21 protein-coding genes are annotated in these 24,107 nt (G+C 69.9%); 11 read left to right on the top strand and 10 right to left on the bottom strand.

The window, feature by feature from the left end:
- The 3 genes from ACF08M_RS11410 (at nt 1) to ACF08M_RS11400 (ending at nt 5,400) form a co-directional block, all read left to right on the top strand.
- Complete coding sequence (locus tag ACF08M_RS11410; protein ID WP_392184998.1) at nt 1-432, top strand: hypothetical protein; 432 nt, start codon at nt 1-3, stop codon at nt 430-432.
- Nucleotides 429-4,322, top strand: a complete 3,894-nt coding sequence (locus ACF08M_RS11405) for an AAA family ATPase (RefSeq protein ID WP_392184997.1) — start codon at nt 429-431, stop codon at nt 4,320-4,322. The genes ACF08M_RS11410 and ACF08M_RS11405 overlap by 4 nt, the downstream gene beginning before the upstream one ends.
- Nucleotides 4,323-4,677: 355 nt before the next feature.
- Nucleotides 4,678-5,400: an alpha/beta hydrolase gene (locus ACF08M_RS11400; RefSeq protein ID WP_392184996.1), complete on the top strand. Its 723-nt coding sequence runs from the start codon at nt 4,678-4,680 to the stop codon at nt 5,398-5,400.
- A 10-nt stretch (nt 5,401-5,410) separates the two neighbouring features.
- On the opposite strand, the gene ACF08M_RS11395 is transcribed toward ACF08M_RS11400, so the two are convergent.
- Entirely contained in the window at nt 5,411-5,659 is a 249-nt protein-coding gene (locus ACF08M_RS11395) for a hypothetical protein (RefSeq protein WP_392184995.1), read from the bottom strand.
- Nucleotides 5,660-5,985: 326 nt separating this feature from the next.
- Between ACF08M_RS11395 and ACF08M_RS11390 the strand changes: the two genes are divergently transcribed.
- Complete coding sequence (locus ACF08M_RS11390; protein ID WP_392184994.1) at nt 5,986-6,786, top strand: hypothetical protein; 801 nt, start codon at nt 5,986-5,988, stop codon at nt 6,784-6,786.
- A gap of 121 nt (nt 6,787-6,907) precedes the next feature.
- Here the strand turns inward: ACF08M_RS11390 and ACF08M_RS11385 are convergent, their stop codons facing one another.
- The 4 genes from ACF08M_RS11385 to ACF08M_RS11370 form a co-directional block, all read right to left on the bottom strand.
- On the bottom strand, nt 6,908-7,555 hold the full coding sequence (locus tag ACF08M_RS11385; protein WP_392184993.1) for a hypothetical protein: 648 nt from the start codon (nt 7,553-7,555) through the stop codon (nt 6,908-6,910).
- Nucleotides 7,556-7,694: 139 nt separating this feature from the next.
- Nucleotides 7,695-8,240, bottom strand: coding sequence for an MOSC domain-containing protein (locus tag ACF08M_RS11380; RefSeq protein ID WP_392184992.1), 546 nt, complete (start codon nt 8,238-8,240; stop codon nt 7,695-7,697).
- 60 nt (nt 8,241-8,300) lie between these two features.
- Nucleotides 8,301-8,573 carry a DUF397 domain-containing protein gene (locus tag ACF08M_RS11375; protein WP_392184991.1) on the bottom strand — a complete coding sequence of 91 codons (273 nt, stop codon included), beginning with the start codon at nt 8,571-8,573 and terminating at the stop codon, nt 8,301-8,303.
- The gene (locus ACF08M_RS11370; protein ID WP_392184990.1) at nt 8,554-9,405 is read right to left on the bottom strand and encodes a helix-turn-helix domain-containing protein; all 852 of its coding nucleotides are present in this window, start codon (nt 9,403-9,405) and stop codon (nt 8,554-8,556) included. The genes ACF08M_RS11375 and ACF08M_RS11370 overlap by 20 nt, the downstream gene beginning before the upstream one ends.
- Nucleotides 9,406-9,522: 117 nt before the next feature.
- Between ACF08M_RS11370 and ACF08M_RS11365 the strand changes: the two genes are divergently transcribed.
- Together ACF08M_RS11365 and ACF08M_RS11360 are read left to right on the top strand one after the other, a co-directional pair.
- Entirely contained in the window at nt 9,523-9,747 is a 225-nt protein-coding gene (locus ACF08M_RS11365; RefSeq protein WP_392184989.1) for a hypothetical protein, read from the top strand.
- Nucleotides 9,744-10,172 carry an ATP-binding protein gene (locus ACF08M_RS11360; protein ID WP_392184988.1) on the top strand — a complete coding sequence of 143 codons (429 nt, stop codon included), beginning with the start codon at nt 9,744-9,746 and terminating at the stop codon, nt 10,170-10,172. Before ACF08M_RS11365 ends, ACF08M_RS11360 begins: the two co-directional genes overlap by 4 nt.
- Nucleotides 10,173-10,290: 118 nt before the next feature.
- Here ACF08M_RS11360 and ACF08M_RS11355 read toward each other — a convergent pair whose 3' ends face one another.
- The 4 genes from ACF08M_RS11355 to ACF08M_RS11340 form a co-directional block, all read right to left on the bottom strand.
- Nucleotides 10,291-10,887, bottom strand: a complete 597-nt coding sequence (locus tag ACF08M_RS11355; RefSeq protein ID WP_392184987.1) for a TlpA family protein disulfide reductase — start codon at nt 10,885-10,887, stop codon at nt 10,291-10,293.
- Between the two features lie 903 nt (nt 10,888-11,790).
- Entirely contained in the window at nt 11,791-12,720 is a 930-nt protein-coding gene (locus ACF08M_RS11350; protein WP_392184986.1) for an RNA polymerase sigma-70 factor, read from the bottom strand.
- A 43-nt stretch (nt 12,721-12,763) separates the two neighbouring features.
- Nucleotides 12,764-13,921, bottom strand: coding sequence for an NAD(P)/FAD-dependent oxidoreductase (locus tag ACF08M_RS11345; protein ID WP_392184985.1), 1,158 nt, complete (start codon nt 13,919-13,921; stop codon nt 12,764-12,766).
- 168 nt (nt 13,922-14,089) lie between these two features.
- Nucleotides 14,090-17,431, bottom strand: a complete 3,342-nt coding sequence (locus ACF08M_RS11340) for a S41 family peptidase (RefSeq protein WP_392184984.1) — start codon at nt 17,429-17,431, stop codon at nt 14,090-14,092.
- A 208-nt stretch (nt 17,432-17,639) separates the two neighbouring features.
- Here ACF08M_RS11340 and ACF08M_RS11335 point away from each other — a divergent pair, with 208 nt between their 5' ends.
- Nucleotides 17,640-18,212 (top strand): TetR/AcrR family transcriptional regulator, encoded by a 573-nt coding sequence (locus ACF08M_RS11335; protein ID WP_392184983.1) that lies wholly within the window; start codon nt 17,640-17,642, stop codon nt 18,210-18,212.
- Between the two features lie 121 nt (nt 18,213-18,333).
- Nucleotides 18,334-20,577, top strand: coding sequence for an MMPL family transporter (locus tag ACF08M_RS11330; protein ID WP_392184982.1), 2,244 nt, complete (start codon nt 18,334-18,336; stop codon nt 20,575-20,577).
- Between the two features lie 275 nt (nt 20,578-20,852).
- Here the strand turns inward: ACF08M_RS11330 and ACF08M_RS11325 are convergent, their stop codons facing one another.
- Nucleotides 20,853-21,218, bottom strand: coding sequence for an SsgA family sporulation/cell division regulator (locus ACF08M_RS11325; protein ID WP_392184981.1), 366 nt, complete (start codon nt 21,216-21,218; stop codon nt 20,853-20,855).
- Nucleotides 21,219-21,400: 182 nt separating this feature from the next.
- On the opposite strand from ACF08M_RS11325, the gene ACF08M_RS11320 reads away from it, so the two are divergent.
- From ACF08M_RS11320 to ACF08M_RS11310, 3 genes are read left to right on the top strand one after another with little or no spacing between them, the layout of a single operon-like run.
- Complete coding sequence (locus ACF08M_RS11320; RefSeq protein ID WP_392184980.1) at nt 21,401-22,459, top strand: energy-coupling factor ABC transporter permease; 1,059 nt, start codon at nt 21,401-21,403, stop codon at nt 22,457-22,459.
- 1 nt (nt 22,460) lies between these two features.
- Nucleotides 22,461-23,222 (top strand): cobalt ECF transporter T component CbiQ, encoded by a 762-nt coding sequence (gene cbiQ / locus ACF08M_RS11315; RefSeq protein WP_392184979.1) that lies wholly within the window; start codon nt 22,461-22,463, stop codon nt 23,220-23,222.
- Nucleotides 23,219-23,989 carry an energy-coupling factor ABC transporter ATP-binding protein gene (locus ACF08M_RS11310; protein ID WP_392184978.1) on the top strand — a complete coding sequence of 257 codons (771 nt, stop codon included), beginning with the start codon at nt 23,219-23,221 and terminating at the stop codon, nt 23,987-23,989. Before cbiQ ends, ACF08M_RS11310 begins: the two co-directional genes overlap by 4 nt.
- Nucleotides 23,990-24,107 lie beyond the last annotated feature (118 nt).

The raw sequence follows: 24,107 nt of genomic DNA, 5'->3' as shown, positions 1-24,107 counted from the left end.
ATGGAGACGAGTGTGGAACTCGCCGGCCTGGCATCGGCAGCCGCGGCGCGCCTGATCGATCTGCTGGCGACGGATGGCTGGAGCGCGGTCAAGTCCTCGGTCCTGGCGCTGTGGCGCTCCGCGCACCCGGAGCGCGTCGAGGAGGAACTCACCGATGCACGAGGCGAGTTGCTGCGGGCACAGCAGACGGGCGACGACGGGGAGCTCCAGGGGCTGCTGGTCGCCGAGTGGCAGGCCCGCATCATCCGGCTCATGGCCACGCGGCCGGACGCCGTCGACGAGCTGCGCGCGCTGCTCGGCGGGGAACTGCGCGCTGCCGGAACCCCGGAACAGCAGATCACGGGCTCGATGACGCTGGAGGCACACGTCTCCGGCGGCGACGCGTTCCTGGCCGGCCGGGACATGAACGTCACCAGGGGCGGACAGGCGTGACGGAACGCAGCACCGATGCCTCGCCCCCCGACGGGCCGCCCCCCTGGCAGCCGAGACGGCAGGAGGCGAGCGCGACCGGCGGCGGCAGTGTCTTCCAGGCCGGCCGCGACCTCCACGTTCGCCTCCGCGACGAGGGGCGCAGAACCGTGCCCGGCCCCGGCGCCGACCAAGTGCTGTGCCCGTACCCGGGCTTGGTCCCGTTCGACGCGCAGCACAAGCAGTGGTTCTACGGCCGTGAGCGCATGGTTCACCTCGTGTGCGAGCGGATGGACGCCCGGATGCGTGAGGGTGGCCCACTGGTGCTGATCGGCCCCTCGGGGGCCGGGAAGTCGTCCCTGCTCGCGGCCGGGGTACTGCCGGCCCTGGACGACGGCCGGCTTCCGGTGGCGGGATCGAGCACCTGGCCGCGGCTGCTGCTGACCCCGACGGCAGCCCCGGCCCTGGCACTGGCGGCCGCCGCCGGGCTCGACGACGAGACCGCCCGGCGCACTGCACCGGCGTGGCGGGCCGATCCCGCACGGTGCCTCGCCGAGCTGCGCGAGATCACCGGAGCCGCCGATCCGGCGCCCACCGGGGAGCCCCCCTCCGCGGGCCTGGTCGTCGTGGTCGACCAGTTCGAGGAGATCTTCACGGCCTGCGGCGACGAGACCGAACGGCAGTGGCTCATCGACGTGCTCGACCGTCTGGCCCGGCCCACGGGCGGTGCGGTCGTGATGCTGGGAGTACGCGCGGACTTCTATGCCGCGTGCACGGCCCATCCGCAACTCCGGGCGGCGCTCCGGGCCGGACCGGTCCTGCTGGAGCCGATGACGGAGGACGAACTCAAGGACGCGATCCGCCGCCCGGCCGACAACGTGGGACTCGACGTCGAAGACGGCCTGGTCGAGGTGCTGCTGGCGGATCTGGGGGCGGCCGGCGGACCGGTCGGTACGAGCACCACGGGTCGGCTGCCGCTGCTCGCACACGCGCTGCGGGCCACCTGGCAGCAGCGCCACGGCCACACGCTCACCGTGGACGGATACCGCGTCACCGGCGGCATCCAGGGCGCCATCGCCACCACGGCGAACAGGCTCTACGACACCCTGCCGCCGCCCTGCCACGAGGCCGCACGGTGGGTGTTCCTGCGGCTCGTCATCGTGGGACGCGACGCCGACGACAGCCGCCGGCGCGTCCGGTACGACGAGCTGCTGCGTCACGCGCCGGACCGGGAAGCGGCCGCCAGAGTCCTGGACGACTTCACCCGTGGCCGGCTGCTGACCCGGGACCAGGACACGGTGGTGATGACACATGAGGTGCTCATCCGCGCCTGGCCCCGGCTGCGGGACTGGATCGAGCACGACCGCAACGGGAACCTCGTACGACAGGATCTGGAAGAGGCGGCCGCGCTCTGGGAACAGGCCGGCCGGGAGGCAGCCGCGCTGTACCGCGGCAACCGCCTGGAGGCCGCCCTCGCCTGGGCCGAAACGCACGGGCCGGAACTCAGCGGCGCCGCCCGGGCATTTCTGGCAGCCGCCCGCCACCACCAGCGGCGCGGGCAACGGCTCCGGCGCGCCGCGGTCGCCACCATCACCGCCCTGGCCGTGGTCGCCTCGCTGGCCGCTGTGTTCGCCTTCCGGCAGGAGTCCAACGCCCGGGACGCCGCCACCCGCGCCCTGCACTCCCGCGACCAGGCCATCAACGCCGCCGTCACCTCCGCGTCCGTGCAACTGGCGCCGACCGATCCCTCGCTGTCCGCCCAACTCGCGCTGACCGCTTACCGTATGGACCCGACCCCGGAGGCGGCGTCCCGGCTCATCACGACCCAGAACACACCGCTGGACACACGGCTTCCCGGCCCGCGCGGCGCGGTGTACACCGTGGCCTACAGCCCCGATGGGCACATGCTGGCGGCCGGGAACGTCAACCAGAACCTCGTCCGGCTGTGGGACGTCTCCGATCCCGGCCGTCCGGTGGCGCTGGGCCAACCCGTACCCGTGGACCGTTCCGTCAATTCGATCCTGTCGCTTGAGTTCAGCCCGGACGGCCAGGTGCTGGCCGTCGGCGGCCACACCAGCCACAACGGCGACGCCGGTTCCGGCGGATTCGTCGACCTGTGGAGCCTGACCAGCCCCAGCCACCCCGTCCTGCTCGGCCGGCTGAGGAGTCCCGCCATTCAGGGCTGGGACGCCTTGAGCAGCGTCGAATCGCTGGCGTTCAGTCCCGACGGCCGTACCCTGGCCGCCGGATGGCACGCCGGACTCGTCAGCCTGTGGAACGTCACCCGCCCCGACGACGTCAAGCCCGCGAAAGCGCCCCTGAACCTCGACTGCCCCGATGTCTTCTCCCATCGTGTCGCGTTCAGCCCCGACGGGCACACCCTGGCCGCCGCATGCAAGGACGACGCGGGCACCATCAGCCTGTGGAACACCACCGACCCGGCCCACCCCGGCCGCGGCCGTTCCCTGAAGGCCGGGCATCGCGTCAACTCGCTGGCGTTCAGCCCCGATGGCCGCACCCTGGCTGCCGGATCCAGCGACAGCAAGGTCCACCTGTGGAAGGTCGCCGACCCCGGCCACCCCGCCCCCCTGGGCAAGCCGCTGACGGGTCCCGCCCAGCCCGTCATGTCGGTGGCGTTCAGCCCCGACGGCCACACCCTGGCGGCCGGCAGCGCCGACCACACCATCCATCTGTGGAACGTCACCCACCCCGGGGCCATCGGTCCTCTGGGCCGGCCGCTGACCGGTCCCGGCGACGCGGTCACCGACGTGGTGTTCAGCCCCGACAGCCGCACCCTCGCCGCCGGGAACAGCGACGGCAACGTCGATCTGTGGAATCTGCCGCCGACCCGGATCATCGGCGCCGGCGGCAATGTGGCATCCGTGGTGTTCAGCCCCGACGGGCGCACCTTGGCCGCCGGAAACCAGAACAAGACCGTCTCACTGTGGAACACCGCCGACCCCAACAACCCCGCTCCCCGCGGTGATCCGCTCACCGGCCCCGAGGACCCGGTCGACGCCGTGGCGTTCAGCCCGGACGGGCGCACCCTGGCCGCGGGCGACAGCGCCGGCAAGGTCCACCTGTGGAACACCGCCGACCCCAGCCATCCCGTTCCCCTCCCTGAGACCCTCACCGGGGCGAACGGGCTCATCTTCTCCCTGGCGTTCAGCCCCGACGGCCACACCCTGGCCGCGGCCGGCGACGACAAGTTCGGCCGCATCGCCCTGTGGGACGTCAGCGACCCCGCACACCCCGACGCCCAGCCCAGCATCTCCAATTCCGACACGTCGTTCGTCAAATCCCTGGCGTTCAGCCGCGACGGCACGATGCTGGCGGCCGGCGGCGACGGCAGCAACGGCACCGTCGGACTGTGGAGTGCGACGGACCCCGGGGTCCGCATCGGAGAACAGATCGACCAGCCGACCGCCACCGGCACCTGGGTGGCGTTCAGCCCGGACGGCCGCACGCTCGCCACCGGGAACAGCCGCGGCACCGTCACCCTGTGGAATGCCACCGACCCCAACCACCTCACGCGCAGGGGCAGCCCCCTGACTGTCCCCGGCGGCAGCCTGTGGTCGGTGGCATTCAGCCCGGACGGGCACACCCTCGCAGCGGCCGGCCACACCGACAACGGCACCATCAACCTGTGGAACGTCACCGATCCCGACCACCCCACCGCCATCGGCCGCCCGCTGACCGTGGATACCGGATTCGTCGCCGTTCTGGCGTTCAGCCCGGACGGTCACACCCTGGCTGCCACCACCGACGACGGCGTGGCCACGCTCTGGGACCTGAAGGTCGAGACCGCCATCAGCCGTATCTGCGCCGGGAGCTCCGGCGCCCTGAGCCGGCAGCAATGGAGCCGATACCTTTTCCAACTGCCCTACGACCCACCCTGTGTGACCACCCAGTAGGGCCTGGTCAGGTTGATATCGGACGCCCAACCCCGACGCCGGGTCGTCGAACGCCCCCTTGGCCGGCTCACGCACCACCGCCGACCGGCCCGCGACTGCGAAACACTCCGGCACCGATGAGCCGCGTGATCCACATGGCCGCCCTTGCGTGACCGCCTTCGCGGCGGGCCCCGGAGCCTCCGCAATAACCGCTTGGCAGACCATGGCGACCACTGCTACTTTTCCGGAGTCCGTGCGAGACAACAAGGAGGTGGTACCCGTGAACGTATTGACATGGGTGCTCCCCTCCGGGGTCACGGTCGGGCGATAGGTCGTCCGGGAGCGCCGTTCAAGAGCACTCCCGAAAGGCACGACCATGCGATTCACTTCTGAACAGCGCCTCGACGACGGCGTCCTCGAACGCGAATTCACCCTCGGCGAGATCCCCGGCATCCTGTGGACGCTGCCTGGATCCGCACCGGCCCCGCTGATCCTGATCGGCCACAACGGCGGCTTGCACAAGCGGGAGCCGCGGCTGGTGGCCCGGGCCCGGCACGCTGCGGCGTACGGCTACGCGGTGGCCGCCATCGACCATCCCGGGCACGGTGACCGGCCCCGTTCCGCCGTCGATGAGCAGGCTCGCGCCGCCCTTCGCCGGGCGATGGCGGCCGGCGAGCCGGTCGACGAGATCTTCGAGTCCTTCGTCGGCCCGCTGGTCAAGAAGGCGGTCCCGGAATGGCGGACCACTCTGGACGCCCTCCTCTCGCTGCCCGAGATCGGCGGCCCGGTCGGGTATTCGGGGATGACCGCCATCGGCATTCGGCTGGCGGTGGCCGAACCGCGCATCGCGGCCGCCGGTTTCTTCGCCGGGGGTTACGTGCCCCGCGCCCAGCGCGAGGAGGCTCGGCAGGTCACCATCCCGCTGCTGTTCCTGCTGCAGTGGGACGACGAAGGGAACCCCCGGCAGCGGGCCCTGGACCTGTTCGACGCCTTCGGCACCAAGGAGAAGACGCTGCACGCCAATATGGGCGGGCACGCCGGCACCCCGTGGTTCGAGGTGGACGACGGGGACCGGTTCTTCGGCCGGCACCTGAAGTGAGGCCGGGCCGTCAGGCCGGCAGCAGACGGTAGGCGACTCCGCAGCAGCGTTGTGCCTGCGGCAGACGGTAGGCGGCTCCGTGGCAGCGTTGTCCGGGGCCGCCCCGGCACACCTCATGGACTGCACCACGCGGTCTCATGGTGTCGCTCGTGGCGGTGAGGCCGGCGTCAGTCGGGCGGGGCACCTTGTGCTCGACGATGCCGACCAGGACGTAGACGTGCCGGTCATCGGCCGCCATCGGGCGACGGTTGCCGGACATGAAATCCCCTTGGTGATCAGTGGTTGAGGCCGAAGCGGTCTCGGCTTCTCGGTGCTCGCTCGACCACTACGAGGGGCTGTGGGCCGAAGGGGTCCGGTGTCTTCGTCCCAGGACAGCGCTGTTGCCGGCCGGTGACGTGATCACGAAGCCAGGACTGAGGCCGTGGGCCGGACGGGGCCGTCGCCCACGGATGGGACGAGGCTGTCGGGCCAGTGGTTCGAGCCCGGCCCTCTCGAACCGGCCACTGTCCGACGGCTGTTAATCTGCGGCGATTCATTCTTCCCATACCGGACTCATACCAGTCCCTCACCAACAAGAGGTTGCGCATGCGCGCAGGCAGATCCGGCTTCGCGGTCGTGGTCGCGGGAACGCTCGCCCTGGGGGCATTCACCGCGCCGCCCGCGCAGGCGGCGGACACCGGCGTCAAGGTGTCGAACCTGGTCCTGAACAAGGGCAAGTCCATCATCGTGGGCACGTCCGCAGAGGTCAGGCCCACCTTCACGTACCACGTGTCGTGGCCGTCCGGCCTCAAGCAGTCCGACGTGAACACCTCCCTGTTCCTGTACCACGACACCACCCCCGCCAAGGCTTCGGAGCGCGGGGCCATCTACATGGGGCTCACCGCCTGCGGGACCGGCTCCGTGGCCGCCGACTGCGAGGGCTCGCTGTACATCGACCCGCGTTACACCCTCGACTCGAACAACGACGCCACGACCTGGAAGAGCGCCGTCTGGGTACGCATCTGGAACGCGAAGGGCGGGCTCAAGAGCGAGGAGTATCTGCCCCTCTCGCCCACCGTGCGGGTCAAGCGTGCGGCGAAGGTCACCGTCGACGCCTCGCCCGAGCCCGTCGCCAAGGGCGGCAAGCTCACCGTCACCGGCAAGATCACCCGCGCGGACTGGGTGAAGCACAAGTACACCGCCTTCGGTGGCAAGGCGGCCAAGCTTCAGTTCCGCAAGGCCGGTACCAGCACGTACAACACGGTCAAGATCGTGACGGCGAACTCGACCGGCGTCCTGAAGACCACGGTCACCGCCTCCGCCGACGGCTACTGGCGCTGGACCTTCGGTGAGACGAACACAACCGGCGGCGCGACCGCGGCCGGCGACTACGTCGACGTCAAGTGACGCTCTCCTCTCCCCGGAACAAGCCGACCCGGTAACCCCGGGAGCAGCGGGCATCGCCGGTGCCACCCTCGTTCTCGACCACATCTCGAACTCGACCACAATGGTCAACGCCGAGAAGACGTCAGTGGAACACGATGGCGTGGCCGCCGGTGATGCTCGCCCGGCATGCCTGGTAGAGCGCATGCCAGGCGAAACGCTCCGTCTCGAACGGCCCGTCGGTTGCAGGACCCACGGCCGGCCCGGTCTCCTCCGGATCGGAGGGAACGCCCTTGTCGTCGAGGCCGATGCCGATCGACGGTGCGATGCCCGAGAGTTCAGCCAGCAGGCGCTGACTGGAGCCGACCATTCCAGCACCCTCGACCTTCGCCTCGGCAGGGAGGAAGAGCGGATCGGCGAAGTCGACCGGCACGTAGTAGCCGGCACTGTCGGAGTGGCAGAGCAGATGGGAGGCGAACATCGACGTCTCGTCCTGGATCTTCTCGCAGTCGTGGTCGTACTGGTGCTGGCTGACCGCCAGGGCCGGCGTGACAGGTTCGCCGAGGTTCGCGAGCACCAGGATGCGGCGCAGCTGGGTCAGGTACCCGTAGGGGAAGCCGCCGGAGAAGGTATGGGCACGAGGCGGGTCGGTGACCTCCGACTCGTGCCAGCTGATTCCCTCCGCCATGAGGGCCTGGCTGAGCCGGGCGAAGGCACGGCGGTGGTAGTCGAGGCCCTCGGCGTCATTGCGGGCCTGGTCGTAGAGGAGCCCGACCGATATCGAAAGTCCCATGGGCCGACAGTGTAGGGACGACCTCTGACAGCGGCGGACCGGCCGCGGCGAAGATGAGGGCCGGTCCATCGTCTACCAGGCCGCACTCCACCTCGCCGCCATACTCATCCGGGCACGCCGATGACCACGGAACAAGAACCTAGACTCGTTCCAGCGAGCGGTGGGGAACGGGCGGGGTTTCGACCTGGATGGAATCGTCGGGGCGGACGATCCCTCCACGGCGGACCACAGCCATCACGCCACACTTGAATGTGAACTCGCCGGACACGGGGTCCATGGTGAAGACCTCACCGAGCAGCCCCTTGCGGAAGTCGTTGATCTTCGAGCACGGGTTACGCAGTCCCGTCACCTCAAGCACCGCCTGCTCTCCGAGATGGAGCAGAGCCCCGGTGGGCAGGCCCAACAGGTCCACCCCGCGCGTGGTGATGTTCTCGCCGAGCTCCCCCGCAGAGACCTTGAAGCCCTTGAGTGCGAGCTCGTCGAAGAGTTCCTCGTGCATCAGGTGGACCTGGCGCAGGTTTGGCAGGTCCGGCTCGTAGGTCATGCGGAACTGGTGGCGGATCGTCTCACCTGCGTGAACGTCTCCTTCCACTCCGAGCCCCGTGAGCAGCGTGATGGAATCGCGATTGGGCTTGCTGAACGAGTACACCTCGTTACGGCTCACTGCGGCGACCTGACAAGTCATCACGCCCTCCCACCTGTTGTCGTTCTGCGGCCAGTCGATTTTAAAAGAGCCGCACTGCGGTCAGACCGCCTTGACGGCCTCGACGAACGGAGTCCAGGCGGATGCGGCGATGACGAGGGCCGGTCCTTCGGGGCGCTTGGAGTCGCGGACGGGGACGATGCCGGGGTGTCCGTCCGCGACTTCGAGGCAGTTGCCGCCGCTACCGTTGCTATAGCTGCTCTTGCGCCAGATGGCGAACCTCTCGGCGACTTCGAGGCAGTCACCACCGCTGCCGTTGCTGTAGTTGCTCTTGCGCCAGGTTGCGATGCTGAGGTCAAGGTCGATGCTGGCCATGCCGGTACTCCTCAGCCGCCTTCTCGATCAGGGCGAGGGACACCTCTGGCGGCAAGGCGGCGGCCCTCAGCCGATCGTATGCCTTGCGGTACTGCGTCAGGAGGGACGGATCATCGATTGTCTGACCGTGGTAGGGACCTTCGGTGTAGAGCAGCGGCGGCTCGTTGTCGAAGTCCATGAAGAAGAGCGGCAGCTCTGTGAGGGGGCGGGTCGGGCCATTCCACGGAAGGATCTGTGCAACGATGCGGCTGCGCCGGACCAGGGCGGCAATGTGGTCCAGCTGCTCGGCCATTTTCGCAGGTGGGAGGATGGGATGGCGTACCAGGGACTCGTGCAGAACCACCCAGTATTCGGGCTTTTTCGGGTTGTCGAAGAGCTGCGATCGCTGCATCCGGACGTCGATCTTGGCCTTGATCTCCTCTGGCGTGTCCAGGGAGTGCGTGGAGCGGATAACAGCGCAGGCGTACGAACTGGTCTGTAGCAGCCCTGGGATCAGGGTGCCGGACCACTCGCCGATGGTTCGGGCTCGCGTCTCCGCCTCCGCAACCGCAGCGAAGAAGGCGGCATGGGCGCCCTGCCGGGCCTTCCGCACGTCCTCGCACCGCCGTTGGAAGAACCCGTCCGTCCCCAGCACCCGGTCCACATGCTGTGCCAGATCCGCTGGCATGCGGCGATGGCCGTGCTCGATCTCGCTCAGGTACGTGATGCCGTAGAAGCTGTTGTCCACCAGCTTCTCCAGGGTCAGGCCCGCCTCCTCCCGTTTGAAGCGGAGTTCCTTGCCGTAGAACTGCGGGACGCCCGCCGAGCCGTCGACCTCCTTGCGCGTAGCCACTCTTGACCACCTTTCGCGCTGTGCGTTGTGGAGCGGGAAACTCTTTCAAGGTAGAGGCCGGTGCGGCAGCGTGTGAGGGGTTCGTCACACTACGCAACGAAAGGTGTGCGGCCCCTTATGAACGACCCGACTCACGACGCACCCGGCTACGACATCAGCACGGATATCGACGCGCTCCGCGCCGCGTTCGCGGCGCACGGCATCGCTCTGCCCTCGCTGGGTGTCGACCCGTTGACGCTCGCCTGGTGGGCGCCCCGGCCGCCGCTGGTCGCGCTCGGGAACTGCAATGCGGTCACCGCGCGTCGGCTGGCCGAGGTGCTGCGTACGGCGGCCGGAGGATGAGCCCGCTGCCGATCGCGGTGGATCTGCTCGCCGTGCCGAAGGCCGTACCGGAGGTGCGGCGCACCCTGCGGGAGCGGTGTGGGGGTGCGGATTCGTCTGATCTGCTGCTCTGCGTCAGCGAGTTGCTGACCAATGTGATCGTGCATCTCGGCGAGGGAACACCGGTCACGCTCCGGGTCAGCGGCACGTGCACCGGTCGTCTCCGCGTCGAGCTGAGCGATCCCGAGCCGTGTGCCTGGCCGGCGATGCGGAGCGCGGCGGGCGGTGACGAGTCGGGGCGGGGGCTGGTGCTCGTGGACGCGTTGTCGCTGCGGTGGGGGGTGGATCAGGGCGTGCGCGGCAAGACGGTGTGGTGCGAGTTGCCGGCGCCCACCGGTTCCATCGCGGCATGCGGATCCCCCGATGCTTTCCGGCAGGTGCCATAAATTGTGCCGAGCTGTGCCGGTCGATGTCGAGGGCGAAATCCTCGTACCTGGGTTGGAGTGCCGCGTCGATGCCCCTGGGCGCTTGGTGCGCCTCGGTGGCCAGTGCTGGCCAGTTGGTTTAGTTCTCCCTCACGAGAGGGTCGATCATCTTATGTAGTTTGTTGTCATCGATTGAGCCGAGTGCCCTGGCTGCTATCTTTCCATTTTTGTCCAGAATTACAGTGGATGGAATGGACTGAAGGCTCACTGTGCCCTTGGGGAATCCTGACAGGAGCAGCTTTCCAGTCGGGTCGTACAGGCTCGGGTATGCCATATCGAAGTCGTCTTCAAATGTCTTGGATAGACTTTTGTTGCCGTCGCGGGCGTTGATGCCAACGAATTCGACATCCTTGGTCTTCATTTCCTTGGCGACCTTGTTGAAGTATGGGGCTTCGGCCCGGCAGGGTGGGCACCAGGAACCCCAGGCATTGATCACGACGACCTTGCCTTGGAAGTCGGCGACGTCGAGGTGCTTGCCTTGGATGGTCTCGCCCCTGATCGGGCCGACAGGCTTCCGCTCTCCCTTGGCAACCGTTGAGATGCCGTCCGTGCTCGATACGTAGTTCGTCTGACCGCCGCCTCCGGACTTGCCGCTGCCACAGGCGGACAGAGAGAGCGAGCCAAGAGTGGCGATCACGGTCAGTGCGATGACACGGGAGACGGGCCTGGGGGTCATGTGACGAGTCTCCCATGGGCCAGTGAAGAGGAAGTCGCCCCCTCGGGGCGGGGCGAATCGGCGCACCTACGCCGGATAGCAAGCTGCGGCAAAGCCGGCGCAGCGATGGGGCTTCCACCGACGTCTGCGCTACGCGTACGCCGCTGGTTCTGGGCCGGGCGCACGCACGGGAGAAAGGGCCCACCCGTGGCCAGGAAGTCATTCACGCTCAACACCGAACCTCACATCGCCGAGCTCAGAGAAATCGAGATTGCGTTCGTCCCCGAGGTCATGGGGGACGAAATCCTTGACGGCTACGCGCGCATCATTGAGCAACAACAGAAGCTCGGGGCGGGCTCTGGTGACCTCGCATGGCTCGATGTTGTCCAGCTCCGGAGCATCTGTGTAGGTGCCGATGACCTCGTCGGCCCTGATGACGACGTACCGGGAGAACTCCGCACGGGACTTAGGGTGTCATCAGCGCGGCGAGGAACGCGCGGAGTTCGACGACGACCGCGCGGGGGCGGACGGGGTCGCCGTAAATTTCAAGGGCGCCGGGGTCGAGGACGAGTTGATGCAGCTCCCGACCCGCGTCCTGATGGAACTCCTGGAGTGGTGCGCCGAGATCTACGGAGGGGGCCGCCCTCCTACATCGTCGAACGGCTCTGTGCCTCAATTGCCGCCCCGTGGGAGTCGTGGGACGGGCAACTCGCCCTCCAGGGCGTCGACCCCCACACGTGGACGCTGAGCCGGACCCTCGCCTCGGTCCTCCAACAAGCCCATGATGCGGCGGATACCACGGCCCAAGCGCTCACCACGAGCCGCGCCACCGGCGCCGACGTGCTGATGGGCGTGGTGTGGCAGCACACCGGAGCCGTCGGTCCGCTCCTCGGTCGTGCGGGGGTGAGCGGCGGCGAAGGGCGTTCACCGCAGGGTGAGCGGGGTCTCGGATTCGATGCGGGTCAGCTTCTCCGGGTTGCGTACGTAGTAGAGGCCGGTGATACGGGTGTCCTCGACCCGGGGTGCCAGGATGCCGTCGATCTCGCCGTCCAGGCGCAGCACGAGTGCCGGGTTGCCGTTGACCAGGGTGGGGCCGACGCTGACTACGCCGGTGGTCTTTCCCGAGGTGCCGACGATGAAGCGGGCCACCTTGTCGGCGCCGATGACCGGCCGCCGCGCCGCCTGCTTGACGCCGCCGCCGTCGCTGACGAGGACGACGTCGGGGGCGAGCACGTCGAGGAGGCCCTGGAGGTCCCCGGTTTCGAGTGCGCGCCGGAACGACTCCAGTGCCGCCCGGGTCTCGCTCGCCGAGACCGCCGCGCGGGGGCGGCGGGCATCGACGTGACGGCGGGCGCGGTGTGCGATCTGGCGGACGGCCGCGGGGCTCTTGTCGACGGCGGCGGCGATCTCGTCGTAGCCGACGTCGAAGACCTCGCGCAGCACGAAGACGGCGCGCTCCGTCGGCGACAGGGTTTCGAGGACGAGCATCAGGGCCATCGACACGCTCTCGGCGAGCTCGACGTCCTCGGCCACGTCCGGCGCGGTGAGCACCGGTTCGGGAAGCCAGGGGCCGACGTACGCCTCCTTGCGGCGTGACAGCGTGCGCAGCCGGTTGAGCGACTGCCGGGTGGTGATCCGGACCAGGTAGGCGCGCTGGTCGCGGACCTGCCCCGGGTCGACCTCGATCCACCGCAGCCAGGTCTCCTGGAGGACGTCCTCCGCGTCGGCCGCCGATCCGAGCATCTCGTAGGCGACGGTGAAGAGCAGGTTGCGGTGGGCGACGAAAGCCTCGGTCGCCGGGTCGGTGGTGGCGCGGTCGTCGTGGCCGTCGTGGTCGTCGTGGTCGTCGTTCACTCTCGCCTCTCTTCGGCTCTCTCTCGGCTCTCGGGCCCGGCCCTCAGGCCACCCGCTCGGCGGTGGCCGGTGCCTTGCCGCGTCCGGGCCGCGGACCGCTCTTGCGTGCCTCGTTCGCCAGCTGCTTGACGGTGAACTTGCAGACGAACTCCTTCAGCTTCGCACCGGGGCGGCCGCCCAGGTAGAACGGGTTCGCGCGGTCGTCCAGGTAAGCGAACTGAAAGATCCCGGTGCGACGGCCCAGGCTGATGCACTGTCCGGCGAACCGCAGGGTGAGGGGTGCGGGTTGCTCGCCCGCGATCCGGCTGAGCACCGTGCGGGCGGCGCGCGAGCCCAGCTGGCCCGCGGCCTGGCAACTCATCCGGAACGGTGCGTCCGCCGGTGCCGCCGCGTCCCCGGCCGCGACGATGCGCGCGTCGTCCACGCTCGTCAGCGTCTCGTCCGTGCGCAGGCGGCCCACGGCGTCGGTGCTCAGCCCGCTGCGGGCGGCCAGGTCCGGCACGCCGAATCCGGTGGCCCAGACGGTGACCCGGCTGGGGAGTTCGCGGCCGTCGTCGAGCCGTACGGCATCGCGGGTCACGGCCGCCACTCTCGCGCCGGGGCCTTCGAGCACGGTCACACCGAGTCCGGCGAGGGTCCGGGCGACCGAGCGCCGGCCCCGGGGGTGCAGATACGGGCCGAGCACCTGGCCGCAGACCAGGGTCACGGCGCGGCCCTCCTCCGCCAGTTCGGCGGCGGTCTCGATGCCGGTCGGACCCGATCCGACCACGGTCACCGGGGCCGCCGCGGGCGCGGCATCGACGACCGGCCGCAGTTGCCGGGCCTCTTCCAGGGTGGCGATCGGGTGGGCGAACTCCGCCGCGCCGGGCACGTCCGGTTCGGCGCTGCCGCTGCCCACCGCGTAGATCAGGTAGTCGTAGCCGACCGTTCCGCCGCACGTCAGTGCCACGCCGCGCCCGGCCGCGTCGATCGCCGCCACGCTGTCGACCACCAGCCGGATGCTCCCGGCCAGGACTTTCCCGTAGTCGACGACCGCGTCATGGCTGCCGCCGACCAGTTGGTGCAGGCGGATGCGTTCGACGAAGTCGGGGCGCGGGTTGATCAGCGTCACGGACACGTCGTCGCGGCGTGCCAGGCGGTTGGCCGCGGTGACGCCCGCGTAACCTCCGCCGATCACGACCACGTCGGTGTTCTTGTTCATGGTGTCTCCGTCCGTTGCCCGTTTTCGGCATGAAGACACCGGGTGACGTATCGCTGTGACAGGGCGTGAGGCAGATCACTTGTGCGGGAACGGGGTCGGGTGCGGGGTCGGGAACGGGATCGGGTGCGGGGCGGCCGCTTCGTCCCGTCCCGCCGCGGAGCGGTCCCTCTACCGCGGCGGCAGGGGCGGACGCCGCCGGTCCGGGACGTTGTCGTACGTCGGCGGGGTCGCGGCCGGGTGTTCGGCCAGCAGGTCCAGCGCCATCCGTACCCCGTCGTCCAGTACCGCGTACCGGCCCTCGGCCCAGTCGAGCGGGGTGCGCAGGGCCTCCAGGTCCGGTTCGACGCCGTAGTTCTCCACCGACCAGCCGTAGGTGTCGAACCAGGCCGCGTTCATCGGCACCGTGATCACCGTGCCGTCGCCCAGCCGGTGCCGTCCGGTCATGCCGACCACGCCGCCCCACGTCCGCTGGCCCACCACCGGGCCGAGCTTCAGCAGCCGGAACACGGCGGTGATCATGTCGCCGTCGGAGGACGTCGCCTCGTCGGCCAGGGCGACCACCGGCCCGCGCGGGGCGTTGGAGGCGTACGAGACGGGCTGGGCGTTGCGGGTCAGGTCCCAGCCGAGGATCGTGCGGGTGAGCTTCTCCACCACCAACTCGCTGATGTGGCCGCCCGCGTTGCCGCGCACGTCGACGATCAGGGCCGGGCGTGAGACCTCCATGCGCAGGTCCCGGTTGAACTGGGCCCAGCCCGAGCCGCCCATGTCGGGGATGTGCAGGTACCCGCACTTGCCGCCGCTCAGCTCCCGTACCACCTCACGGCGCTTGGCCACCCAGTCCTGGTACCGCAGGGGGCGTTCGTCGACCAGCGGGACGATGGCGACGCGGCGGGACGGGCCCTCGGCGTCGGGAATCAAAGGGATGGAAGGGCCTTCGTCGGAAGGGTGGTGGTGGGAGACGGGCGGGCGGAAGGTGAGTTCGACCGTGGTGCCGCCCGCCGCGGAGAGCAGTGGGTACGGGCCGGCCACCGGGTCGACCGGGCGGCCGTCGACATGGGTGAGGACCGCGCCCTCCCGGATGCCCGTACCGGCCAGCGGGGAACGGGCCTTGGAGTCGGAGGAGTCGCCGGGCAGGATGCGCCGGATCGTCCAGTCGCCGTCCCGGCACACCAGGTTCGCGCCGAGCAGCCCGATCGCCCGCTGGTAGTGCGGCGGGCCCTCGTTGCGGCGGGCCGGTGAGACGTACGCGTGCGAGGTGCCGAGTTCGCCCAGGACCTCGCGCATCAGATCGGCGAACTCGTCGGGGGAGGCGACCCGTTCGACCAGCGGGCGGTACTGGTCGAGCACCCCGTCCCAGTCGATGCCGCACATGTCCGGTTCCCAGAAGTACGCGCGGATGATGCGGCCGGCCTCCGCGTAGGCCTGCCGCCACTCCGCCGCCGGGTCGACGTCGTGCAGGATGCGGCGCAGGTCGAGGTAGACCGTCGAGTCGCTGTCGGCGATCTCGGTGGCGGGGACGGCGCGCAGCTCGCCCTCGTCCATCACGACCAGCCGGGTCGCGTCGCCGCTGACCGCGAACGAGTCCAGATGGCCGACGAGTTCGGTCTTCCTGGCCTTGGAGATGTTGAAGTGTTCGAGCGTGGGACGGCCCGACATGTCCGCCGGGTTGGCGAACGTCTCGCCGAGCGCGCCCGAGATCGGCCAGCGCAGCCAGACGAGTCCGCCGCCGCTCACCGGATGCAGGGCCGAGTACTTCGACGCGGAGACCGGGAACGGCGTCACACGGCTCTCCAGCCCCTCGAACTCCACCGTGACCGTGGACGTCCCCTCGCCCGCACCGGTGTCCGGAACGTCGTCGGCAGGGTCGAGCCCGCCCGCCGCCGGACGTCCCTCCGGGGACAGGGCGAACGGGGAGGGGGTCGCCGAGGAGAGCGGCACCAGGTACGGGCGGCAGCCCAGCGGGAAGGAGAGGTCCCCGGTGTGCACGTCGTACACCGGGTCGAAACCCCGCCAGGAGAGGAAGGCGAGGTAGCGGCCGTCGCCGGTGAAGACGGGATTCTCGTCCTCGAAGCGGCCGTTGGTGACGTCGACGATCACCGGTGATCCCGTCCCCAGGATGCGGGCCAGTTTGATCTGGCGCAGCGAACGGCCGATCCCGGGGTGCGACCAGGCCAGCCAGGCGCCGTCCGGGGAGAACGCCATGTCGCGGACGGGGCCGTTGATGGAGCGGATCAGTTCCACGGGCTCGCCCGTGGATGTCTCCTCGTCGGTGTCCAGGAGCAGCAGCCGTCCGTCGTTCGTCGCGATAGCCAGGCGTTCGCCGTCCGGGTCGGAGATCAGTTCCTGGACTCTGCCGACCTGTCCGGAGGCCAGCCGGCGCGGTGCGCGGTCGCCGCTGGCGCGCGGCAGGTATGCGATCTCGATCGCGTCCTCGCCCTCCGCGTCCGTGACGTAGGCGACCAGGCCGCCGCTGCCGAGCATCCCGGGCAGCCGGACCCGGACCCCCGGGGTGTCGGCGATCGTCCGGGCGGGGCCGTCGCGGTGGGTGAGCCAGTACAGGCTGCCGCGTACGCAGACGGCGCTGGCCCGGCCCGTCTCGTCGACGGACAGCGAGTCGACGTTGGTGGCGGCCGGCACCTGGTGCGTACGCCGTCCGACGCGCGGTCCGCCGAGCCGTACCTCCAGCTTCCGCGGCACCGCGTCCGGCGACGCCAGGTCGTCCACCAGCCACACGTCGCCCGCGCACTGGTAGACGACCCGGCGCCCGTCGCTGGACGCGTGCCGGGCGTAGAAGGCGTCGTGGTCCGTGTGGCGGCGCAGATCGCTGCCGTCGGGCCGGCAGGAGTACAGGTTGCCGACCCCCTCGTGGTCGGAGAGGAACGCGATCCGGCCGCCGACGAACAGGGGCGAGTCGAGGTGGCCGCCGATGTCCGGGAGCAGCCGCTTGCCGTGCAGCCACAGCCGTCCCATGGCACCGCCCCGGTACCGCTTCCAGGAGGCCGGTTCGTGCGGTGGTTTGCCGGTCAGCAGCAGGGTGCGCCGCTCGCCGTCGATGTCGGCGACGGCGATGTCGGAGACGGGCCCCCAGGGCAGCTTGCCGCCGGGGCTGCCGTCGGTGGGGAGGGTGTAGGCCCAGGAGACGTGCGAGAACGGCTGGTTGTGCGAGGACACGGCGAGGATCTGCGAGGCGTCCCCCGGGTCGGGGGTCCAGCCGCAGACCCGGGCGTCCGTGGACCCCCAGTAGGTGAGCCGGCGTGCCGGGCCGCCCTCGACCGGCGCGAGATGGATCTCGGGGTCGAGGCTGCGCCAGGTCGTGTAGGCGATACGGGTTCCGTCGGGCGAGAACCGCGGGTGGCCGACCCTGGTCCGGTCGACGGTCAGCCGCCACGCGCGGCCGGGCCGCTGCCCCTCCGGGGCGAGGGGGGCGACCCAGAGGTCGTCCTCGGCCGCGAAGCAGAGCAGATCGTCGTGGAGGTGCGGGAAACGGAGATACGCGACGTCGTCACTCACCCTTCAATGCTTTCCGCGCGCATGGGCCTCGGCAACTTGTGGTGCGGAACACAAACGAAACGCTTTCGTTTCGCTCGGCGGGCGGGTTATCGTCGATGTGTACGAAACAGTTTCGTTCGATTGACTGATGTGTGATTCACTCGCACCCCCAGGACACTCGTACGGGGGACACCCGTACCGCGGGACAACGGAGACAGGAGGTCGACCCATGGCGCGCAGCCGGCTCACACCCGAGCGTGAGAGCGAGCTGTACGCGGCGGTGCTCGACCTGCTCCGCGAGGTCGGCTACGACGCCCTGACCATGGACGCCGTCGCCGCCCGTACCCGTTCCAGCAAGGCCACCCTCTACCGCCAGTGGGGGAGCAAGCCCGAGCTGGTCGTCAAGGCCCTGCGGCACAACAAGCCGGTGTCCCTCGCGGAGATCGACACCGGATCGCTGCGCGGCGACTTCCACGCCGCGCTGGGCCGCAGTGACGACTGCCAGATGGAGAAGAACTCCGCGCTGATGCGGGGCCTGAGCCATGCCGTCCACGACAATCCCGATCTGCTCCAGGCCCTGCGCGACCTGCTGATCGAGCCGGAAGTGACCGGCCTCGAAACGCTGCTGCGCCGGGCCGTGGACCGGGGTGAAGTGCGTCCGGACAACCCGGCGCTGAAATACGTACCGCACATGCTGATCGGCGCCCTCGCCGCCCGGCAGCTGGTCGAGGACTGCCCCGTCGACCAGGCGTTCCTCACCGACTACGTCGACTCCGTGATGCTCCCCGCTCTCGGACTCTGACCCCTCCCGTCCCCTTCCGCACGGCCCTCTCCCCAAGCCCCACCTGACACGCCGCTCTCGTCGTCGGGCTGGTTCCACACGCCCTTTTTCACTCACACGACCTGACCGGGAGTACGCCTCCGTGGCCACATTCCTCTACAAGCTCGGACGGTTCGCCTTCCGGCGCCGCCGCTACGTCGCCCTGGTCTGGGTGGCGCTGCTGGCGCTCGCCGGATTCGGTGCCGCCTCCGCCTCCACCGCCGCCTCCAGTTCCTTCTCGATCCCCGGTACGGAGGCGCAGCGCGCCTTCGACCTGCTGGAACAGCGCTTCCCCGGTGTCAGCGCCGACGGCGCGACGGCCCGGGTCGTCTTCAAGGTGCCGGACGGCCAGAAGATGACGGACCCGGCGAACAAGTCCGAGGTGAACAAGGTCATCCGCGAGCTGAAGTCCGGTTCGGACCAGGTTGCCGCGGTCGTCGACCCGTACACCGCCGGTGCCGTCAGCAAGGACGGTTCCACTGCGTACGTCTCGGTCTCGTACAAGGTCACCTCGTTGGAGCTGACCGACGCGACCCGGGACGCTCTCCAGGACGCGGGCCACGCGGCGCAGAAGAGCGGGATGACCGTGGAGATCGGCGGTGACGCGCTCCTGACGATGCCGGAGACCGGCGCCACCGAGATCATCGGTGTCGTGATCGCCGCGGTGGTGCTGGTCATCACCTTCGGCTCGCTGGTCGCCGCCGGGCTGCCGCTGCTCACCGCCCTGATCGGGGTCGGTATCGGCGTCGCGACGATCACGGCGCTGGCGAACCCGCTCGGCCTCGACTCCACCACCTCCATCCTGGCGATGATGATCGGCCTCGCGGTCGGCATCGACTACGCCCTGTTCATCGTCTCCCGCTACCGCGCCGAACTGGCCGAGGGCCGGGAGCACGAGGAAGCGGCCGGGCGGGCCGTCGGTACGGCCGGTTCCGCGGTGGTCTTCGCCGGTCTCACCGTCGTCATCGCGCTGGTCGGCCTCGCGGTCGTGAACATCCCGATTCTGACGAAGATGGGCGTCGCCGCGGCCGGCACGGTCGTGATCGCGGTCCTCGTCGCGCTCACCCTGGTCCCGGCGGTGATGGGCTTCGCGGGAAAGCGGGTCATGGGACGCAAGGCGCGCAAGGCCGCCGCGGCACCCGCCCCGGCCGAGGAGAAGCCGAACATGGGCACCCGCTGGGCCCGGTTCGTGCTGCGCAGGCCGGTCTGGGTGCTGCTGGCCGGTGTCATCGGCCTCGGTGTCGTCGCCGTACCGGCCGCCTCCCTGGAGATGGGGCTGCCCGACGACGGCTCCCAGCCCACCAGCACCACCCAGCGGCGCGCCTACGACCTGCTCTCCGACGGTTTCGGCCCCGGCTTCAACGGGCCGCTGATGGTCGTCGTCGACACCGCGAACAGCTCCGACGGCAAGACCGCGGCCAAGCGGGTCTCCGACGAGATCGCGGGCATCCCGGGCGTCGTCGCCGTCACCCCGGCCCAGTTCAACAAGGCCGGTGACACCGCGATGATCACCGTCATCCCGAAGGACCGGCCGAGCTCCACCGCGACGGAGGACGTGGTCCACGCGATCCGCGACTCCGGCAAGGACATCAAGTCCAGCACCGGCGCCGAGGTCCTGGTCACCGGCTCCACGGCGATGAACATCGACTTCTCGCAGAAGATGAACGACGCGCTGGTGCCGTACCTGGCGCTCGTGGTCGGCCTGGCCTTCCTGCTCCTGATGCTGGTGTTCCGGTCGGTGCTGGTGCCGCTGAAGGCGGCGCTCGGCTTCCTGCTCTCGGTGGTCGCGGCCCTGGGCGCGGTCGTCGCGGTCTTCCAGTGGGGCTGGCTCGGCTCGCTCTTCGGTGTGGAACAGACCGGCCCGATCATGTCGATGATGCCGATCTTCATGGTGGGTGTGGTCTTCGGTCTCGCCATGGACTACGAGGTCTTCCTCGTGACCCGGATGCGGGAGGCGTACGTGCACGGCGAGAAGCCCGGCCAGGCGATCGTCACCGGTTTCCGGCACGGCGCCCGGGTCGTCACGGCCGCGGCCGTGATCATGATCGCGGTCTTCGCGGGCTTCATCGGGTCCAGCGAGCAGATGGTCAAGATGATCGGCTTCGGGCTCGCCATCGCCGTCCTCTTCGACGCGTTCGTGGTCCGCATGGCGATCGTGCCCGCGGTCCTCGCCCTGCTCGGCAAGCGTGCCTGGTGGCTGCCGCGCCGGCTGGACCGGCTCCTGCCGAACGTGGACGTGGAGGGCGAGAGGCTGCGCGAGCAGCTCGGCGAGACGTCCGAGGGCGGCACCGGCCGGGACGGGCGCGGCGGTGACGCCGGGGGCGAGCGCGAGCTGACCCGCGTCTGAGCCGTGGAGAGTCTCCGGGGCCGCGTCCGAGCGGAGCGCGGCCCCGGATGCGCCGGTACCTGGGGGGATGGGGGCCGGGGCCATGACGGAAGCCCCCGTGCGAGCGGCACGGGGGCTTCCGTCATGCGGTGCGCCCTCGCGTGGGTGTCACGCGGTGCGCTGTCGGATGGGTGTCACGCGGTGCGCTATCGGATGGGTGTCATGCGGTGGGTCACCACACGGGTTTCATGCGGTGGGTCATGGTGTGAGTGCCACGCGGTGTGTGTGCGTGGGCGTCATGCGTCCGTATGGGGCATGTGTGCGGGTCCGGCGGCGCTCTCACCGTGGGTGCGGTGCAGAAAGCGGATCAGCGGCGCGTTGTCGAACTGCACCACCTCCACGCCCTCCTTCGAGCGGATCTCCACGACCAGCTGCGTCCGGCCGCACGGCCACACCCGGATGCCGCCGCGTTCGGCGGGGGAGCGCAGCCCGCGCTCCAGCAGATCGCGGCTGAAGGCCCAGTCGGTGCCGCCCGGGAAGGCGACATGGACGGTGCGCGGGTCGTCGTCGGCGTCGTACAGCAGGTCGACCGGGACCGCCGGGAGGTCGGGGGTGTCATTGACGAGCCAGGCCTCGGCCTGTTCATGGATCACGGGGGGCATGGGCCGACTCCTCCTGTCTGTCCTCTTTGTCATCTAATGTCCCACATTTCCCGCAGGGGGAGCGGGGAGCCGCCAACTGTGACGTATCCACTCTTGCGAAGCGTTTGCAACAAGGACCTATCATTGAGCGGTTCACGACATCGTCCGCGGCAACGCAGGATCGCAGGAAGCGGAGCCTCCCCATGCATGTACCCGACGGATTCATCGACGCCCCCGTCTCCGCCGCCGCCGGAGTCGTCGCCGCGGGCGCCGTCGCCGTCAGTCTGCGGGGCGCCCGCCGTGAACTGGATGAACGCACCGCGCCGCTCGCTGGTCTCGTCGCCGCGTTCATCTTCGCCGTGCAGATGCTGAACTTCCCGGTCGCCGCCGGCACCAGCGGGCATCTGCTGGGCGGGGCGCTCGCCGCGATCCTGGTCGGACCGTACACCGGCGTGCTCTGCGTCACCGTCGTCCTGCTCATGCAGGGCATCCTCTTCGCCGACGGCGGCCTCACCGCGCTCGGCGTGAACGTGCTCGACATGGGCATCACGACCACCGTCGTCGCGTACGCCCTCTTCCGCGGGCTGCTCCGAGTGCTGCCGCGGACCCGCCGCTCCGTGACCGCCGCGTCCTTCGTCGCCGCCCTGGTCTCCGTACCGGCCGCGGCCGGTGCCTTCACGCTGATCTACTGGATCGGCGGCACCACCGACATCCCGATCGGCAAGGTCTTCACCGCGATGGTCGGGGTCCATGTCCTGATCGGCATCGGCGAGGCCGTGATCACCGCGCTGACCGTCGGCGCCGTCCTCGCCGTACGCCCCGACCTGGTCCACGGCGCCCGCGGACTCACCAACCCGCTCAAGCTCCGGGTCGACGGCGAGCTCGTCGACGCCCCCGCTCAGCAGCCCGTCGCCCCGGTCGCCGCCCGCTCCCACCGGGGGATCTGGGCCACCGGCCTGGTCACCGCCCTCGTCCTGGCGGGCTTCGTCTCCTTCTACGCCTCGGCGAACCCCGACGGCCTGGAGAAGGTCGCCGCCGACCAGGGCATCGACAAGAAGACCGAGGAGCACGCGGCCAAGGACTCCCCGCTCGCCGACTACGGCGTCAAGGACGTGTCCGATGCCCGCATCTCCGGCGGCCTCGCCGGGGTGATCGGCGTCGGTGCCACGATCGTGGTCGGCAGCGGGGTCTTCTACGTGGTCCGCCGCCGCCGTACGCCCGACGCGCCCGTCGGCACCTCGCACGGCCGGGAGACCGTCTGACATGGGCGCGGGCCATGCGCACAAGCTCTACCGGCACGGTCACTCCCCCGTCCACGGCCTGCCGCCGCACTGCAAGCTCGCGGCCGCCTTCTGCTTCGTCGTGGTCGTCGTCTCGACGCCGCGCGAGGCGGTGTGGGCGTTCGCGCTGTACGCGGTACTGATCGGCGCCGTCACCGCTGTGGCCCGCATCCCGGCGGGCCTCCTGCTCAAGCGGCTGCTCATCGAGGTGCCGTTCGTCGCGTTCGCCCTGCTCATGCCGTTCGTGGTGCCCGGCGAGCAGACCCATGTCCTCGGCCTCTCCGTCAGCGTCCCCGGCCTCTGGGGCGCCTGGAACGTCCTGGCCAAGGGCACCCTCGGGGTGGCCGCCTCCGTACTCCTCGCCTCCACCACCGAACTGCGCTCCCTGCTGCTCGGCCTCCAGCGGCTCGGACTGCCGCCGCTGCTCGTGCAGATCGCCTCGTTCATGATCCGGTACGGCGATGTGATCACCGACGAGATGCGGCGGATGTCGATCGCCCGCCGCTCCCGGGGCTTCGAGGCGCGCGGAATACGGCAGTGGGGCGTCCTGGCCAAATCCGCGGGCGCACTCTTCATCAGGTCCTACGAGCGCGGCGAACGCGTCCACCTGGCGATGGTCAGCCGCGGCTACACCGGTTCCATGCCGGTCATCGACGAGGTGACGGCCTCCCGAACCCAGTGGGCGTACGCCTCGACGGTCCCCGTCCTCGCCCTCGTCATCTGTCTGCTGGGATGGACCCTATGAGCCTGCCCACCGCCCCCGCGCCGTCCCTGGAGGTCAGCGGCCTCGCCTACGCCTACCCCGACGGCCACCAGGCGCTCTTCGGAGTGAACCTGACAGTCGCCCGAGGCGAACGCGTCGCCCTGCTCGGCCCCAACGGAGCCGGCAAGACCACCCTCGTCCTCCACCTCAACGGCATCCTCGACGCCGGCGCGGGCACCGTCCGGGTCGCCGGTCTCCCGGTCGAGAAGCGCAACCTGGCCGAGATCCGCCGCCGCGTCGGCATCGTCTTCCAGGACCCCGACGACCAGCTCTTCATGCCCACCGTCCGTGAGGACGTCGCCTTCGGCCCCGCCGCGTCCGGGCTGCGCGGCGCCGAACTGGAGGAACGCGTCACCGAGGCGCTGACGCAGGTCGGCATGGCCGAGTACGCGGACCGGCCGCCGCACCACCTCTCCTTCGGCCAGCGCCGCCGCGTCGCCGTCGCCACCGTCCTCGCCATGCGGCCGGAGATCCTCGTCCTGGACGAGCCGTCCTCCAACCTGGATCCGGCCTCCCGGCGCGAGCTCGCCGACATCCTGCGCTCCCTGGACGTCACCGTGCTCATGGTCACGCACGACCTGCCGTACGCCCTGGAGCTCTGCCCGCGCGCGGTCGTGCTGAGCGAGGGCGTCATCGCCGCCGACGACCGTACCCAGGATCTGCTCTGCGACGAGGAGCTGATGCACAGTCACCGTCTGGAGCTGCCCTTCGGATTCGATCCGCGTTCCGTGACGGTGAACCTTCCATGACGGTGAACCTTCCGGGACGGTGAAGCTTCCGGGACGGTGAAGCTTCCGGGACGGTGAAGCTTCCGGGACGGTGAAGCTTCCGTGACCGTGAATACGAGGTGACCCGCCACCCGTCCGG

Source organism: Streptomyces sp. NPDC015032 (assembly GCF_043080425.1).
GTDB lineage: Bacteria > Actinomycetota > Actinomycetes > Streptomycetales > Streptomycetaceae > Streptomyces.
This window is presented reverse-complemented; position numbering and strand designations above follow the sequence as displayed.

Coding starts and splice junctions, on each gene's coding strand:
- cbiQ (WP_392184979.1), top strand. CDS start 22,461: ATGGGCGCGGGCCATGCGCACAAGCTCTACCGGCACGGTCACTCCCCC.
- ACF08M_RS11345 (WP_392184985.1), bottom strand. CDS start 13,921: ATGAACAAGAACACCGACGTGGTCGTGATCGGCGGAGGTTACGCGGGC.
- ACF08M_RS11390 (WP_392184994.1), top strand. CDS start 5,986: ATGCGCGCAGGCAGATCCGGCTTCGCGGTCGTGGTCGCGGGAACGCTC.
- ACF08M_RS11410 (WP_392184998.1), top strand. CDS start 1: ATGGAGACGAGTGTGGAACTCGCCGGCCTGGCATCGGCAGCCGCGGCG.
- ACF08M_RS11365 (WP_392184989.1), top strand. CDS start 9,523: ATGAACGACCCGACTCACGACGCACCCGGCTACGACATCAGCACGGAT.
- ACF08M_RS11375 (WP_392184991.1), bottom strand. CDS start 8,573: ATGGCCAGCATCGACCTTGACCTCAGCATCGCAACCTGGCGCAAGAGC.
- ACF08M_RS11360 (WP_392184988.1), top strand. CDS start 9,744: ATGAGCCCGCTGCCGATCGCGGTGGATCTGCTCGCCGTGCCGAAGGCC.
- ACF08M_RS11310 (WP_392184978.1), top strand. CDS start 23,219: ATGAGCCTGCCCACCGCCCCCGCGCCGTCCCTGGAGGTCAGCGGCCTC.
- ACF08M_RS11320 (WP_392184980.1), top strand. CDS start 21,401: ATGCATGTACCCGACGGATTCATCGACGCCCCCGTCTCCGCCGCCGCC.
- ACF08M_RS11355 (WP_392184987.1), bottom strand. CDS start 10,887: ATGACCCCCAGGCCCGTCTCCCGTGTCATCGCACTGACCGTGATCGCC.
- ACF08M_RS11400 (WP_392184996.1), top strand. CDS start 4,678: ATGCGATTCACTTCTGAACAGCGCCTCGACGACGGCGTCCTCGAACGC.
- ACF08M_RS11335 (WP_392184983.1), top strand. CDS start 17,640: ATGGCGCGCAGCCGGCTCACACCCGAGCGTGAGAGCGAGCTGTACGCG.
- ACF08M_RS11395 (WP_392184995.1), bottom strand. CDS start 5,659: ATGTCCGGCAACCGTCGCCCGATGGCGGCCGATGACCGGCACGTCTAC.
- ACF08M_RS11380 (WP_392184992.1), bottom strand. CDS start 8,240: ATGACTTGTCAGGTCGCCGCAGTGAGCCGTAACGAGGTGTACTCGTTC.
- ACF08M_RS11325 (WP_392184981.1), bottom strand. CDS start 21,218: ATGCCCCCCGTGATCCATGAACAGGCCGAGGCCTGGCTCGTCAATGAC.
- ACF08M_RS11385 (WP_392184993.1), bottom strand. CDS start 7,555: ATGGGACTTTCGATATCGGTCGGGCTCCTCTACGACCAGGCCCGCAAT.